This window comes from Klebsiella sp. JN_Kp126 (genome assembly GCF_033843325.1).
Taxonomy (GTDB): Bacteria; Pseudomonadota; Gammaproteobacteria; order Enterobacterales; family Enterobacteriaceae; genus Klebsiella; species Klebsiella michiganensis.
In genome coordinates this window covers 14,121-28,526 of record NZ_JAWXQV010000064.1, presented here as the reverse complement: position 1 = coordinate 28,526, position 14,406 = coordinate 14,121, and the positions used below count along the sequence as shown (strand labels likewise).

11 protein-coding genes and 1 pseudogene are annotated in these 14,406 nt (G+C 51.5%); 5 read left to right on the top strand and 7 right to left on the bottom strand.

What is annotated here, in order from left to right; all coding sequences use genetic code 11:
• Nucleotides 1-26: 26 nt before the first annotated feature.
• Together SIK97_RS15595 and SIK97_RS15590 are read right to left on the bottom strand one after the other, a co-directional pair.
• Nucleotides 27-1,289 carry an O-antigen ligase family protein gene (locus SIK97_RS15595; protein ID WP_032750876.1) on the bottom strand — a complete coding sequence of 421 codons (1,263 nt, stop codon included), beginning with the start codon at nucleotides 1,287-1,289 and terminating at the stop codon, nucleotides 27-29.
• A gap of 6 nt (nucleotides 1,290-1,295) precedes the next feature.
• Complete coding sequence (locus SIK97_RS15590; protein WP_004853188.1) at nucleotides 1,296-2,327, bottom strand: Stealth CR1 domain-containing protein; 1,032 nt, start codon at nucleotides 2,325-2,327, stop codon at nucleotides 1,296-1,298.
• 619 nt (nucleotides 2,328-2,946) lie between these two features.
• Between SIK97_RS15590 and SIK97_RS15585 the strand changes: the two genes are divergently transcribed.
• On the top strand, nucleotides 2,947-3,162 hold the full coding sequence (locus SIK97_RS15585; RefSeq protein ID WP_004853184.1) for a zinc ribbon domain-containing protein: 216 nt from the start codon (nucleotides 2,947-2,949) through the stop codon (nucleotides 3,160-3,162).
• Here SIK97_RS15585 and SIK97_RS15580 read toward each other — a convergent pair.
• The 3 genes and pseudogenes from SIK97_RS15580 to xseA form a co-directional block, all read right to left on the bottom strand.
• A complete protein-coding gene (locus tag SIK97_RS15580; protein ID WP_009654386.1) occupies nucleotides 3,159-3,503 on the bottom strand; it encodes a protealysin inhibitor emfourin in 345 nt (114 codons plus the stop codon). The genes SIK97_RS15585 and SIK97_RS15580 overlap by 4 nt on opposite strands.
• Complete coding sequence (locus tag SIK97_RS15575) at nucleotides 3,500-4,528, bottom strand: M4 family metallopeptidase (RefSeq protein ID WP_032750875.1); 1,029 nt, start codon at nucleotides 4,526-4,528, stop codon at nucleotides 3,500-3,502. Before SIK97_RS15575 ends, SIK97_RS15580 begins: the two co-directional genes overlap by 4 nt.
• A 68-nt stretch (nucleotides 4,529-4,596) precedes the next feature.
• Nucleotides 4,597-5,983: pseudogene (xseA, locus tag SIK97_RS15570) on the bottom strand (exodeoxyribonuclease VII large subunit); the annotation flags it as partial.
• 158 nt (nucleotides 5,984-6,141) lie between these two features.
• Between xseA and guaB the strand changes: the two are divergent.
• Nucleotides 6,142-7,608: an IMP dehydrogenase gene (gene guaB, locus SIK97_RS15565; RefSeq protein ID WP_014230355.1), complete on the top strand. Its 1,467-nt coding sequence runs from the start codon at nucleotides 6,142-6,144 to the stop codon at nucleotides 7,606-7,608.
• A gap of 68 nt (nucleotides 7,609-7,676) precedes the next feature.
• Entirely contained in the window at nucleotides 7,677-9,254 is a 1,578-nt protein-coding gene (gene guaA, locus SIK97_RS15560; RefSeq protein ID WP_004853173.1) for a glutamine-hydrolyzing GMP synthase, read from the top strand.
• 137 nt (nucleotides 9,255-9,391) lie between these two features.
• Here guaA and SIK97_RS15555 read toward each other — a convergent pair whose 3' ends face one another.
• Nucleotides 9,392-10,588 (bottom strand): MFS transporter, encoded by a 1,197-nt coding sequence (locus SIK97_RS15555; protein ID WP_032750873.1) that lies wholly within the window; start codon nucleotides 10,586-10,588, stop codon nucleotides 9,392-9,394.
• 98 nt (nucleotides 10,589-10,686) lie between these two features.
• Here SIK97_RS15555 and SIK97_RS15550 point away from each other — a divergent pair, with 98 nt between their 5' ends.
• Nucleotides 10,687-11,574 (top strand): LysR family transcriptional regulator, encoded by an 888-nt coding sequence (locus SIK97_RS15550; protein ID WP_014230353.1) that lies wholly within the window; start codon nucleotides 10,687-10,689, stop codon nucleotides 11,572-11,574.
• Between the two features lie 14 nt (nucleotides 11,575-11,588).
• On the opposite strand, the gene SIK97_RS15545 is transcribed toward SIK97_RS15550, so the two are convergent.
• The gene (locus SIK97_RS15545; protein WP_009654356.1) at nucleotides 11,589-11,780 is read right to left on the bottom strand and encodes a YfgG family protein; all 192 of its coding nucleotides are present in this window, start codon (nucleotides 11,778-11,780) and stop codon (nucleotides 11,589-11,591) included.
• 370 nt (nucleotides 11,781-12,150) lie between these two features.
• Between SIK97_RS15545 and SIK97_RS15540 the strand changes: the two genes are divergently transcribed.
• Nucleotides 12,151-14,370 (top strand): EAL domain-containing protein, encoded by a 2,220-nt coding sequence (locus tag SIK97_RS15540; RefSeq protein ID WP_032750872.1) that lies wholly within the window; start codon nucleotides 12,151-12,153, stop codon nucleotides 14,368-14,370.
• Nucleotides 14,371-14,406: the final 36 nt, after the last annotated feature.

Sequence of the window (14,406 nt, the reverse complement as noted above, 5' to 3'; positions counted from 1 at the left end):
TGCGGGCTTTTTTGTATCTGTTGTTATTACTCAGCTTCATTGCCTTTTTTAGGGGGAGGATATGGGGTATCCTCAACCAGCAAAGCTCCAGTTAAACCGGTGTAAATAATCAGCCAGCCGATTAACATAATGACGAATCTTACATGAATGAAAAGAGAATCTACCGTACCAAAAAATAATACCGGCAAACATAGAAATAAAGCGGCATATGATGGTTTCTTTCTTGTCATGTAATAGATAAGCGTTATATAGAAAAAAAATAAAAACAGGCCGCTGGCAGCTCCCTGAAGCGACATCGTTTCAATCAAATCATTATGTAAATGATAGGGTATATTGCGTAAGGCTTCTGGATTTCCATTTTCTTTTTTATTGATAAAATCAGCCAGGATTTGATATCTCTCTTTTGCGCTGACTCCTCCGGGATGGGTTATGATTTCGTTTATCCCGGAATACCACATCGTTAATCTTGCTCCTATTGATGTGTTATTATTTTGCTGATAAAGAGTTATATCGGTTATAATCTCGCTTGCTCTCTTATAAACATTTGGCGAGAATACACCAATCATTAGTGAAAATAAAATAAATGAAAGTGCACAAATAGATAATGCTTTCCATTTTGCTACGGCATATTTATTAAATAAAATGTAAAGCAGAATTACAGGATACACGATTAAAGCTGATCGAGTCTCAGTTAATATCAATATATATAGCGAAGAAAAAATAATGAATGAAGCCAACACTTTTCTGTAAGGTATGCTGATACACAGAAGCGAATAAAGCGTCAAGAGCGAATACATAGTATAAAGCGCAGCGCTCAAGGTAGATGAAGTATTTATACGAAGGCGCTCACCGGGAGCAATGATTTTGCAATATACTGCATATAATGTCAGGGTAATAAAACCGAATAAGAGGTAGTAGGTTGTTTTTTTCTGTTGGCCTGTTCCTGATAGCCTCATGATCGCTGGGAACAGTGATATTACTACAGAGCCGATTATCAGATAAGTACCCGTTTTGGGATAATTAGTATCAGCGCGATAGATCTCCGTAAGATGTGCAGGAAACTTCCAGGACCATAATAGCTGAGATGCTCCAATAAGGAAGATGGCTGCACCTAACATTAAATCCTGACGGGTGATTGTTAATTTCTTAAAATAAAAAAAAGAGCCAATAATTACCACTGAGGAATAGATGTAAAATATATTCCGACCAAGCAATTGCTCAGGGATGATAATGCTACTTGATATTACTGCTAAAAGTAATACGAAATTTATATATTTCTCCTTTATCATATCAATTTACATCTCAATCTCAAACTTTGACGTTTTTCCTAACTTACAACGTAGCGTGTCCGATACTTTCTGACATGCAAATTCAAAAAGTGTATTATCCTCAAGATCATCATTCAGGCAGATTTGCGGAACGTCGCTTTTCAGGGCCTGAATGGCGTGATCAAGCTGCTGCCGATCGCCGGTTAAATTAAAATGGCTGCCTAATCTTTTAGGATTGCATGGATTAAATTTTCCTGAAGCTAAATGCCAATATCTGAAAATATATTGATTTAAATTATAGCCATCTCTGAATCTGGATTTTGAGGTCCTTACCAGTATGTCCCTTATTTCATCATGAGACCAAACTTCCTCAAACGTAGATTTTAGGAAGGGTTGTGGTAAATGCCTTCCGAAAAAACCAGTGAAGTTTCTTGCTTTCTTTTTAGATATATTTTTCTTAATATATCGACCATATTGCAAGTTATAATATTTTGTTATGTTTTTTTTGATGGACTCTCTGCGATTGAAAAATGTATTAATAACTGAGGCATTGGTCGTTAACATTAGGTTTGAAATGTTATTATCAATTGATATTGGGTTAATATCATTCTCGATTAAAAAATCATTAGGTAAATTTTTTTTAAAGTAAAACTCTGGAGTGATGGGAGAGTTTAATAACATATCGTCATTGAAATATACAAACTGATCACTCAATCCTTTTATTTTATGAATGTTAACTTCAATTGCTCGTGAATTGAATGTAGGTAAATATTCTTTATCAATGATGTCGCTATGTCGGACAAGATTTATTTTATGATAGCTTTTATCCAGCCATGAAGGAACCTGTCCACAGGTAACCAGATGGACTTTGCGAACCCAAGGTGCGTAATTTTCGACAGCCCTGAACCAGTATTTAAACAACCCCATATCTCTGAAGCGTGATGGCGTGACTGCCAACTTATAAGTATCACTGTAGATAGTTTTATAACGTATAAAATCGTCCTGCCAACACCTATCATCGGAGTCGACCCATAAAACAACAAAATCAATATCGGACACCGCCTCTCTCCTTTAATCACCAGGTTGTTTATTTTAACTTCTGTTAATATTTTTTTTGTGAATGTTTTAACTAAACATATTTGCGCCATGCATTAAATTGCAGTGAAATATAGTTTTATGTGATGGTTATCAAGGTTAATTTATCATTGCTGATTTTTATTTTTTGATGTTGGGTGCGTTTTTATATTTTTGCGATGTTTTTATAATTTATTGAATACAAACGTTGAGTTGCTAATGGTTAATTATCAGAAGGCTTTGTTAATAATGTTGTTATAAGAATTACCTTGTAACATTTTTGATAAACTTCTTATCAAAGTTTTGCACTGTTCTTCGATAATCAATCTCTAACTCTTTATCAAAAGGTATCGCCAGATAAGTTGAGTTGATGAAAACGTATTCATCATTGTTCGCGCTTAGGGGCGATTTATGAACATTATCTCGGCGGATATATTTTCGGTGAGCACAGCCTATTTGAACGTGATCTGGAAGAAATTCGCGGGCTCACCCTGCGGCGAACCAGTGAGGCTGAACAACCTCTACAGCGACAGCAGCAACTTCGCGGACTGTACTCGCTATTGACGTGATAAACTAGCGGTATTCAATGTGAGAAGGAGTCACCATGGAATTTGATTGCCCCGTGTGCCATGCGCAGCTTGCTGTGCAGGGCAATAGCGCCCGCTGCGAGCGTTGTGCGAAAGAGTATGTTGTCGAAGCCCGCTGCCCGGACTGCCACAAGCCGCTGGAGGTGTTAAAAGCCTGCGGCGCGGTGGATTATTTTTGCCAGAATGGCCACGGGCTGATTTCGAAAAAACGCGTCGAGTTTGTGCCGATTTAATCTTTATCGCTGACGCAGCCTTCGCCGTCGCGCCAGAGTTCAACCAGTGAATCTGGCGCACGATCCTCCGGGATGAGAATAATCAGGCTGTGGTAGTGCTGCTCGCTAACGATCTGAATGCGAAAAAAACGCTGGTCGCCCCGGCCAGGAGAGTCGGGCTGGCCCGGCGGCTTGCCCAGCGGTAGCGACTGTTGGAGAATCGTCGCGATCCGCTGCTTCTGTTGCTCGTTGAGCTTCGCCACGACGATCTTACGCATCCCGCTGAGCGCCGGGATCCAGGCAACGCCGCCCTCGCGCGCCAGCTCAATCACCGCGTCATCGCTAAGATCGGCAAGATTCATAGCACCACTCCGACCCGCTCCCAGGCCTGAGTAATCACCTCTGCGGTCTCTTTGCCAGAGCGTTTCTCGCCGTGGCGAATCGTCAGCCTGGCAAAGGCTGAGAAATCGGCGTCTTTTGCCAGAGATTGATCGCACACCGCGTCGTACCAGGCGTATCCCGCTTTCTCCCATGCAAAACCGCCGAGGGCGCTGGCGGCGAGATAAAAGGCGTGATTAGGAATGCCGGAGTTGATATGCACGCCGCCGTTATCCTGCTGGGTATGAACAAAATCTTTCATATGGGCGGGCTGCGGATCTTTGCCAAGGACAGGGTCATCGTATGCGGTACCCGGCTGCGACATTGAGCGCAGGCCTTTGCCGTGGATGCCTTTCGCGAGTAGCCCCTCGCCAATGATCCAGTCCGCTTTGTCTGCCGTCTGCCGGCGCTGATACTGTTTGACCAGCGAACCGAAAACATCCGAAAGCGATTCGTTCAGCGCGCCGGATTGTTCGAAATAGATGAGACCAGCTTCGCTCTCCGTCACGCCGTGGCTTAGTTCGTGCGCCACTACGTCAATGGCGATAGTAAAACGATTAAAAATCTCGCCATCCCCGTCGCCAAACACCATTTGTTGGCCGTTCCAGAATGCGTTTTGATATTCGTGACCATAGTGGACGCTGCCGGTGAGCTTCAATCCGCGGTTATCCAGCGAATCGCGCTGGTAGCTCTTCCAGAAAAAATCATGGGTGATGCCGAGATAGTCATAGGCTTCATCAACGGCAACATCGCCGTTGGAGGGCTGTCCCTCAAAACGGACCTGAGTACCCGGTAGATCCTGGGTCTGCCCGGTATCATAAATGTCGCGTTCAAGCAGGCCCGGCGTGGTGACGTGGGGCGCGGCAGGGCGCCCCGGAACGTGCGCCATCAGGGTCTGAACGTGGCTGAGGGTATTCTGCGCGCAGCGCTGCTGCTGAAGGGAACCACGATCGACAATGCGGCGTAAAATGTAGGGCGGAATCACATAACGAGGATAAGCATCTGGCATATCACGCTCCTTAGCCGGATAGAACCGTTTAAAAAGGGCATGACAGCAGTATAGTTATCCTCGGTCGAAATGGCAGGCTTATCCGGCTTTTTTGCGGGAACGGGTTTTCTTCACCGGCGTGATGTTCTTCACTTCGCTCTCTACCCAGCCATCGTTCAGACGGGTAGTGAGAACGTCTCCCTCACGCACCTGTTTCGTTTGTTTCAGCACCTTGCCGTCGCTGGCGGAAGTGACGCTATAGCCGCGGGCCAGCGTCGCCAGCGGGCTGACGGCTTCCAGGTGCGTGACCATATTACCGAAGCGTTCACGTTGCTCGCCAAGACGCGCGCGGATGTTTTCCGCCAGCCGGTATTCCAGCTGTTGAATACGGCTCTGGGCGCGGTGAATTCGCGGCTGTGGGTTTTGTTGATTCAGGCGCTGCGCGGCGCGCTGCTGGCGCTGGTCGGCGCGCTTTATTTGCGTCTCAAGAGCGAAACGCATGCGCTGACGCAATCTTTCAAGCTCCGTTTGCTGACGGGCCAGCCGCAGCTGAGGATGCTGCTGCTGCAGGCGGTGAAAAATCTGGGTAAAGCGACGATGGCGGTTGGCAAGGAAGTAGTCCATCGCCATTTCAAGGCGCTGCTGCCCGGACTGGAGCTGGCGCAGCAGCTCCTGCTGGTTGCGGCTGACCATTTCCGCCGCCGCGGAAGGCGTCGGGGCGCGCAGGTCGGCGACAAAATCGGCGATAGTGACGTCAGTTTCATGGCCTACGGCGCTGACGATGGCAATAGGGCTGGCAAAAATCGCCCGCGCCACTCGCTCATCGTTAAAGCTCCATAAATCTTCCAGCGAACCGCCGCCGCGCCCGACAATCAGCACGTCGCACTCCTGGCGCGCGTTGGCCAGCTCAATCGCGCGAACGATCTGCCCCGGCGCATCTTCCCCCTGGACGGCGGTCGGGTAAATAATCACCGGCAGGGAAGGATCGCGGCGCTTGAGCACGTGTAAAATATCGTGCAGCGCAGCACCGGTTTTAGAGGTGATGACGCCGACGCAGTGCGCGGGAGAGGGGAGCGTTTTTTTATGCTGCTGATCGAACAAGCCTTCCGCCGCCAGCGCGGTCTTGAGCTGTTCATACTTCTGCTGAAGCAGACCTTCGCCCGCAGGCTGCATGCTTTCCACGATGATCTGATAATCGCCGCGCGGCTCGTACAGCGTGATATTGGCGCGGACCAGCACCTGCTGCCCGTGCTGCGGACGGAACGTCACGCGGCGGTTGCTGTTGCGGAACATCGCGCAGCGCACCTGGGCGTTATCGTCTTTTAGGGTGAAGTACCAGTGGCCGGAAGAGGGCTGGCTGAAATTGGAAATCTCGCCGCTGATCCATACCTGACCCATTTCACGTTCGAGCAGCAGTCGAACCGACTGATTGAGGCGGCTAACCGTGTAAATTGAGGGGGATTGAGATGGCAACATGTGAGCAAGATCAAATTCTAAATCAGCAGGTTATTCAGTCGATAGTAACCTGCTGGGAGGGGATCGCAAGTATTATTTGCAAAAAAGGGTAGATGCAATCGGTTACGCTCTGTATAATGCCACGGCAATATTTATCCACCCTGGTCGAGATATTGCCCATGCTACGTATCGCTAAAGAAGCCCTGACGTTTGACGACGTCCTCCTCGTTCCCGCTCATTCAACCGTTCTGCCAAATACCGCCGATCTCAGCACTCAGCTGACGAAAACCATTCGTCTGAATATTCCAATGCTCTCTGCTGCAATGGATACCGTGACGGAAGCGCGTCTGGCAATTGCCCTGGCACAGGAAGGCGGCATCGGCTTTATTCATAAAAACATGTCCATCGAGCGCCAGGCGGAAGAAGTTAAGCGCGTGAAGAAGCATGAGTCCGGCGTGGTTACCGACCCGCAGACCGTCCTGCCGACCACCACTCTGCGCGAAGTGAAAGAGCTGACTGAACGCAACGGTTTTGCTGGCTATCCGGTGGTGACCGAAGACAACGAGTTGGTCGGCATCATCACCGGTCGCGACGTGCGTTTCGTCACCGACCTGAATCAGCCGGTGAGCGTTTATATGACGCCGAAAGAGCGTCTGGTGACCGTTCGCGAAGGCGAAAGCCGCGAAGTGGTTTTTGCCAAAATGCATGAAAAACGCGTTGAGAAAGCGCTGGTTGTGGATGATAGCTTCCATCTTCTCGGCATGATCACCGTTAAAGATTTCCAGAAAGCGGAGCGTAAACCAAACGCCTGTAAAGATGAGCAGGGTCGCCTGCGCGTCGGTGCGGCGGTGGGGGCGGGCGCCGGTAACGAAGAGCGCGTGGATGCGCTGGTTGCCGCGGGCGTAGATATTCTGCTGATCGACTCCTCTCACGGCCACTCTGAAGGCGTATTGCAGCGTATCCGCGATACCCGTGCGAAATATCCTGACCTGCAAATCATCGGCGGCAACGTGGCGACCGGCGCGGGCGCACGTGCGCTGGCGGAAGCCGGCTGCAGCGCGGTGAAAGTAGGGATCGGCCCTGGCTCCATCTGTACGACTCGTATCGTGACCGGCGTGGGCGTTCCGCAGATCACCGCCGTTTCCGACGCGGTTGAAGCGCTGGAAGGCACCGGTATCCCGGTTATCGCCGACGGCGGTATTCGTTTCTCCGGCGATATCGCGAAAGCGATTGCCGCAGGCGCAGCCGCCGTCATGGTTGGCTCAATGCTGGCCGGTACCGAAGAGTCCCCGGGTGAAATCGAACTCTATCAGGGCCGTTCGTACAAATCTTACCGTGGTATGGGTTCCCTTGGCGCGATGTCTAAAGGTTCCTCCGATCGCTACTTCCAGACCGATAACGCCGCCGACAAACTGGTACCGGAAGGTATCGAAGGCCGCGTCGCCTATAAAGGCCGCCTGAAAGAGATCATTCACCAGCAGATGGGCGGCCTGCGCTCCTGTATGGGCCTGACCGGTTGTGGTACCATCGACACCCTGCGGACCAAAGCGGAATTCGTGCGCATCAGCGGCGCGGGTATCCAGGAGAGCCACGTTCACGACGTGACTATCACCAAGGAATCCCCGAACTACCGCATGGGCTCCTGATTTTCATCGCCCGGCCACGCGCCGGGCGATTTATTTAACCTGTATCACTTGCCTCGGAATTATCGTCAATGACGGATAACATTCATAAACATCGTATTCTTATCCTGGACTTCGGTTCTCAGTACACCCAGCTGGTTGCGCGTCGCGTTCGTGAATTAGGTGTCTACTGTGAACTGTGGGCATGGGACGTGACTGAAGCTCAAATTCGTGAGTTTAATCCTAACGGCATTATTCTTTCCGGCGGTCCGGAAAGCACCACCGAAGATAACAGCCCGCGCGCGCCGCAGTATGTCTTTGAAGCCGGCGTGCCGGTATTCGGCGTATGCTACGGCATGCAGACCATGGCGATGCAGCTGGGCGGCCACGTTGAAGCCTCTAATGAACGTGAGTTTGGCTATGCGCAGGTTGAAGTGCAGACCGATAGCGCCCTGATTCACGGTATCGAAGATGCGCTGAGCGCGGATGGTAAGCCGATGCTGGACGTCTGGATGAGCCACGGCGACAAAGTCACCGCCATCCCGTCTGACTTCGTCACCGTTGCCAGCACCGAAACCTGCCCGTTCGCCATTATGGCTAACGAAGAGAAGCGCTTCTACGGCGTACAGTTCCACCCGGAAGTCACCCACACCCGTCAGGGTCTGCGCATGCTGGAGCGTTTCGTACGCGATATCTGCCAGTGTGAAGCGCTGTGGACCCCGGCTAAAATTATCGACGATGCCATCGAGCGCATTCGTCAGCAGGTTGGCGACGATAAAGTGATCCTCGGCCTGTCCGGCGGCGTGGATTCCTCCGTGACCGCCATGCTGCTGCACCGCGCCATCGGTAAAAACCTGACCTGCGTCTTTGTGGATAACGGTCTGCTGCGTCTGAATGAAGCCCAGCAGGTTATGGATATGTTTGGCGATCGCTTCGGCCTGAACATCGTTCACGTCGAAGGCGAGGCGCGTTTCCTGGCTGCGCTGGCGGGCGAAAACGATCCGGAAGCGAAGCGTAAAATCATCGGCCGCGTGTTCGTTGAAGTGTTTGACGAAGAAGCGCTGAAGCTGGAAGACGTGAAATGGCTGGCGCAAGGGACCATCTACCCTGATGTCATCGAGTCCGCTGCTTCCGCAACCGGTAAAGCGCACGTCATCAAATCTCACCACAACGTGGGCGGCCTGCCGAAAGAGATGAAGATGGGCCTCGTTGAACCGCTGCGCGAGCTGTTCAAAGATGAAGTGCGTAAGATTGGCCTCGAACTGGGTCTGCCGTACGACATGCTGTACCGCCACCCGTTCCCGGGGCCGGGTCTGGGCGTGCGCGTGCTGGGCGAAGTGAAGAAAGAGTACTGCGACCTGCTGCGCCGCGCGGACGCAATCTTCATTGAAGAGCTGCACAAAGCCGACCTGTACAACAAAGTGAGCCAGGCGTTCACCGTGTTCCTGCCGGTCCGTTCCGTTGGCGTCATGGGCGATGGCCGTAAGTACGACTGGGTTGTTTCCCTGCGTGCGGTTGAAACCATCGACTTTATGACCGCTCACTGGGCGCATCTGCCGTACGATTTCCTCGGCCGCGTATCCAACCGTATCATCAATGAAGTCAACGGTATTTCCCGCGTGGTGTACGACATCAGCGGTAAGCCGCCGGCGACCATTGAGTGGGAATAAACTTTATTCTTTGCGTTAATTGAATAAAAAAATAATGCCATTAATGATTGACGTCATTAATGGCATTTTTCTTAACAAGATCGCCGAATTACGGCATTCCCTGAGACGATGAATACCGATACACCGGGTTTCTACTGTCAACCCCGTTCTTCAATCGCCGCTGGCGTATTCTCCCGCTGACACCATGCAATGGCCATCGCCAGAGCTGCCACCACCAGGGCCAGCGCGGCGGAAACCGCTAAACTGCCCCTTATCCCGAGATGATCATTCAGCCACGCGTAGGCAAACGGCGAGGCGGCGGCCAGCAGCTGCGCGGGAATCAACAGAATACCGGTTCGTCGGGCATAATCCTCGGCGGCAAAAAGCTGCAGCGGCAGAGTAGCTTTAAATACGGTCGTCAGGCCGTTGATCGCGCCGTAACCCAGCACAAATCCGCCGGCCGCCCACGACAGATATGGCCCGCTCAGGCCGAGCGCAAAGCAGAGCGGCATCAACAGGGTGGTCAGTATCGTTAGCCGCAACGGCGTAAGGACAGAACCGGATGCCACTTCGAGAAAGCGCGCGCCGGTTTGCCCAATCCCCCACAGCATTCCCACCGCGACAGGAAGCCCGACGCTGGCGATATACTCGGGGAGATGCGTCGAGGTACCGTTGGAAACAAAGGTTACCAGCGCAATCAGCGACGCGTACAGGAGGGCAGGGCGTTTATCGCGGTGGGAGAGCCGCTGGCGTTGCATTATCCGTTTCGGTGACGGCAGTCTGTGATTTGGCATTTTCCACAGCAGCATCGCGCTAAGCAGGCCAAACAGGGCATAAATCAGCAGCGCATGCCGCCAGTCCATCTGCGTCAACAACCCGGCGCCGAGCGGCCAGAACAGAGCCGAAGCCAGGCCGCCGGCCAGCGTCACGCGCGAGATAGTTAATCTGGCGCTTTGCCCATAGATATTCACCAGCGCGGCGAACAGCGCGTCGTAGAGCGCCAGACGCATCCCGGCGCCGGTCAGAACCCAGGCGGCGAACCAGCCCGGCAGACTCTGGACGTAAGCCATTACCAGGCAGCCCGCTGAAATCATTAGCGTACCCGTGACCACCACCCGTTGGCCCCCAAAGCGGGCCAGTAGCCGGGCGACAAACGGGGAGAGCATCGCCATCATCAGCATGGCGATAGTCAGGCCAAAGTAGATTTCCGTTGCGGCCCAGCCGGTCTCCTGAGCAATAGCTCTGGCGAAAGTGCCGGGCATATAAAATGAGATTCCCCAGTTTATTAGCTGGTTGCACCCGGCGGTAAGCGTGACAGCGCCCGGCGCGGAGAGTGGTTTTGCAGATGTTTTCATGATCGTCCATTTTGTTACGCTGTTGTCGGCAGCATACCCTGCACGCTATTGTGGAGGCAGGCCGGTCCATTTATGACCCTTATAAGAGAAACTTTGTGATGATGACGCTCAATCTGGGAAATCTGGCGACGTTCCGCCTGGTGGTACAGCGCGGAAGCTTTTCCGCCGCAGCTGACCTGCTGGGGCTGTCGCAGCCTGCGGTAAGTCTGCAGGTACGTCAGCTGGAACAATTTCTCCAAACCAGACTGCTTGAGCGAACAGGACGAGGCATCAAAGCGACGGCGGCCGGCATCGCCCTGCTGGCGCACAGCGAGCGGATTGAACTGGCGGTGGGCGCGGCAGTGCAATCGGTTAGCGAATTCAATCGAGAAATCAGCGGCTCGATAACGTTGGGTACCGGGGCGACCGCCTGTATCCACCTGTTACCGCCGCTGCTGCAGAAGCTGCATCAGGATCACCCTCTGCTGACGGTGAGGGTCACGGTTGGCAATACCCTGGAAGTGGTTCGGGCTATCGAGGAGAACCGGCTTGATCTGGGCCTTTGTACGCTTCCGGCGAACGGACGCAGCCTGGCGGTGACGCCGGTTTTAGATGAAGAGTTTGTCGGTATTTTTAGCGATGCTCAGGACGACCTGCCCTCGCCGCTGACGCCAGAGGTTCTGCAATCATTGCCGCTAATTGCTTTTGAAGCGGGGAGCGGAACCCGGGATCTGATTGACGGCTGGTTTCGCCATAATGGACTGATGGTCGTGCCAGTCATGCAGTTAGGCAGCATTGAGGCGATTAAGCGCATGGTGCGAGCGGGGCTGGGATACAGCATCGTGCCGCGTATGGCGGTAGAGGATCCGCAGGATCGCGTCGGCCTGAACGTGCAATCGTTGACTCCGCGCCTGTATCGGCAGTTAGGCATCGTCATGCGGCAGGATAAAATCATCAGCAAAGGCATCGCTGAAGTGCTGCGTTTGCTCTCTCAGGCCGGTTGCTGAACAGCGTACCGCGCTTATTTTTGTACCGGCGTTTTTAGCGGATCTGAAGGTTCAACGGTGATAGTGGATTGCTGCGATTGCTTTTTGTCCTGATGATGGTACCAGGCACCGATGGAGGAGTAGACAAAGCGTCCAAAGAAGAAGATAAAGCTGATAAGCAGTACGATACGGGTCATGCGACGGTTAAATCGATGTCGTTTACGCATACTGGGTGCCTGACTCACAAAAGGTTCCTTAAAGTATACCCAAAGGATGGGCGATGTGCGTATTAAGGCACAGTAACGCGGAAGGGTCAATTGATGAGGATGTAAAAATCCCAGGGGTAAAACATTAATTAATGTTATATAAGATAATCCTCGTATTTACATGCTTTCTGCTTATCGCAAATTGATGTTAAAAAAAAGACATTATTAATATTAGCGACGTGATTTTTTGATTTATATCAATCGTCTATTCTCACCGACAACTAAAATCACCAGCCAGTTCCGCGTTGTTATTCCTTGCGCGATTATGACGGTTGGTTGGATGCCTGCCTGAATATACCCTGCAGGATTTAGGGTTATCCGTAGAGCATCTATGAACATTATTAAACTTTACAGACGATATCGGGATAAATGGTGGTCGCTGCCGCTCATCTTACCCATCCTTTTACTCCCCCTGGCAAGATGGGCGAACACCGTTGCTGTACTGAATGGTAATGAAGTTTATCTTTACTATTTACCTCTGGCGTTAGTGCTGAGCCTGATGCTGTTTTTCGGCTGGGCTGCTTTACCGGGGATCGTTGTCGGTTTGCTGCTTTCCATTACGCGCGGCATGGCGCTGGAAGATTCCATCGGCGTGATTTTCCATTTTCTTATTCCGACCGTCCTTTGCTGGGGCGGGTATCGCGTTTTTGTCCCGCGAAGACAGCAAATCTCGCATGGCAATGTGCGACTGATGCCTCAGCGATTGTTCTGGCAAATGTTGCTGCCATCGCTGATCTTTCTTATCCTTTCCCAGCTCGCCGAGTATTTGGGGATCCATCCTCGCGCGACCGGGTTGATCGGGGTCAACCCCTTAAGTTTGCGTTCGCTTATCACCTTTCAGGCCCTGATGGCCGGATGCCTGACCGGCGTGCCGCTATGCTACTTTCTGATTCGAATTATCCGCAACCCGCTCTATATTCGGGGTTTTGTTTCTCAGATTCGCCTGCAGATCGATCCGAAAATAAAGTACTTTGAGTTTATTTTATGGGCGGTAGTGCTGTTAATTTTATTAGTTTTGCTATTAATGCCGCTAAGTAGTACGAGCACTATTTTTAGTACAAATTATACCTTGTCCTTGCTTATGCCGGTGATGCTGTGGGGGGCGATGCGTTTTGGCTATCGCTTCATTTCATTGGTCTGGTCCCCTATATTAATCGTTATTATCCACTTTCATTATCAATATCTCCCGCATTCACCGATTTACAGTAATCAGCTGGCTATTATCTCCTCAAGCTATCTGGTGTTTTCATTTATTATCGCCTATATGGCGATGCTGGCGACGCAGCAAAGAATTTTTTATGCGCGTATGCGGCGGATGGCCTTCATTGATCCGGTTGTACGCTTGCCCAATATCCGCGCGCTGAGCCGGGCGTTAAATAAATCCTCCTGGTCAGTGCTGTGCTTCTTACGCATTCCCGAGCTGGAAATATTGGGCCGTCATTACGGCGTTCTGTTGCGCATTCAGTACAAGCAGCTGCTGGCCGAGTCGCTTGGCGATCTATTGCAGCCTGGGGAGGATATCTATCAGATGGCCGGGCACGAGCTGGTTATCCATCTGCACAGTGAAGACCATCAGCAGCGAGTCCCCCTGCTGTTTGACCATCTCAAAAAGTTTCGCTTTGTCTGGAACGGTATGCCGCTGCAGCCGCCCGTGGGATTCAGCTATTGCAACGTTCGCTCTCCGGTGATGCATCTGCATTTACTGCTTGGAGAACTCAGCGGCGCGGCTGATCTTTCCCTGGCGACCGGAAGTCCTGAAAATTTACAGCGTCGCGGCGCCATTAATACGCAGCAGGAGCTGAAAGACAAAGTCATGATAATGAATCAGCTGGTGAAGGCGCTGGAGCACGATCGCTTCGTTCTGATGGCACAACCGATCGTCGGCATCCGGGGGGATAGCTATCATGAAGTTCTGCTGAGAATGCTGAACGACAACGATGAAATCATCATGCCGGATGCTTTTTTACCGGTGGCGCACGAGTTTGGACTGTCGGCGCGCATCGATAGCTGGGTCCTCGAACATACGCTGATCTTTATGGACAAGCGGCGCAAAAAGCTTCCTGGAATGCGTCTGGCGATAAATATCTCGCCGTTTTCAGTGAGTAACAGTTATTTTCATCAGCAGGTAAAAACGCTGCTGGAGCATTATGACATTGAACCCTGGCAGATTATTTTTGAGCTGACGGAGAACCATTCACTGACCAATCCCGAGCAGGCGCGGAAAACCCTGGCGCAGCTTCAGGACCTGGGCTGTCGGGTAGCGATTGATGACTTTGGCACCGGCTATGCCAGCTACGCGCGGCTGAAAACGATGAATGCGGATCTGCTGAAAATCGACGGTAGTTTTATTCGTAATCTGGTGACCAGCAGTCTGGACTATCAGGCCGTTGCCTCTATTTGCCTTCTGGCGAGGATGAAAAATATGCAGGTGGTGGCCGAATATGTCGAAACGCCCGAGATTCGGCAGGCTGTGGTTTCGCTGGGGATTGATTATATGCAGGGCTATGATATCGGCAAACCGGCCCCGCTTGAGGCGCTGGTTGAGGATTGATAAGCGAATGGGCCGGACGTCCGGCCCATATGCGCG

What these genes read in the sequence shown, in the direction of transcription:
- SIK97_RS15545 (WP_009654356.1), bottom strand. Translation starts at nt 11,780, where the DNA reads ATGCGTAAACGACATCGATTTAACCGTCGCATGACCCGTATCGTACTG.
- SIK97_RS15585 (WP_004853184.1), top strand. Translation starts at nt 2,947, where the DNA reads ATGGAATTTGATTGCCCCGTGTGCCATGCGCAGCTTGCTGTGCAGGGC.
- guaA (WP_004853173.1), top strand. Translation starts at nt 7,677, where the DNA reads ATGACGGATAACATTCATAAACATCGTATTCTTATCCTGGACTTCGGT.
- guaB (WP_014230355.1), top strand. Translation starts at nt 6,142, where the DNA reads ATGCTACGTATCGCTAAAGAAGCCCTGACGTTTGACGACGTCCTCCTC.
- SIK97_RS15595 (WP_032750876.1), bottom strand. Translation starts at nt 1,289, where the DNA reads ATGATAAAGGAGAAATATATAAATTTCGTATTACTTTTAGCAGTAATA.
- SIK97_RS15580 (WP_009654386.1), bottom strand. Translation starts at nt 3,503, where the DNA reads ATGAATCTTGCCGATCTTAGCGATGACGCGGTGATTGAGCTGGCGCGC.
- SIK97_RS15540 (WP_032750872.1), top strand. Translation starts at nt 12,151, where the DNA reads ATGAACATTATTAAACTTTACAGACGATATCGGGATAAATGGTGGTCG.
- SIK97_RS15575 (WP_032750875.1), bottom strand. Translation starts at nt 4,528, where the DNA reads ATGCCAGATGCTTATCCTCGTTATGTGATTCCGCCCTACATTTTACGC.
- SIK97_RS15550 (WP_014230353.1), top strand. Translation starts at nt 10,687, where the DNA reads ATGATGACGCTCAATCTGGGAAATCTGGCGACGTTCCGCCTGGTGGTA.
- SIK97_RS15555 (WP_032750873.1), bottom strand. Translation starts at nt 10,588, where the DNA reads ATGAAAACATCTGCAAAACCACTCTCCGCGCCGGGCGCTGTCACGCTT.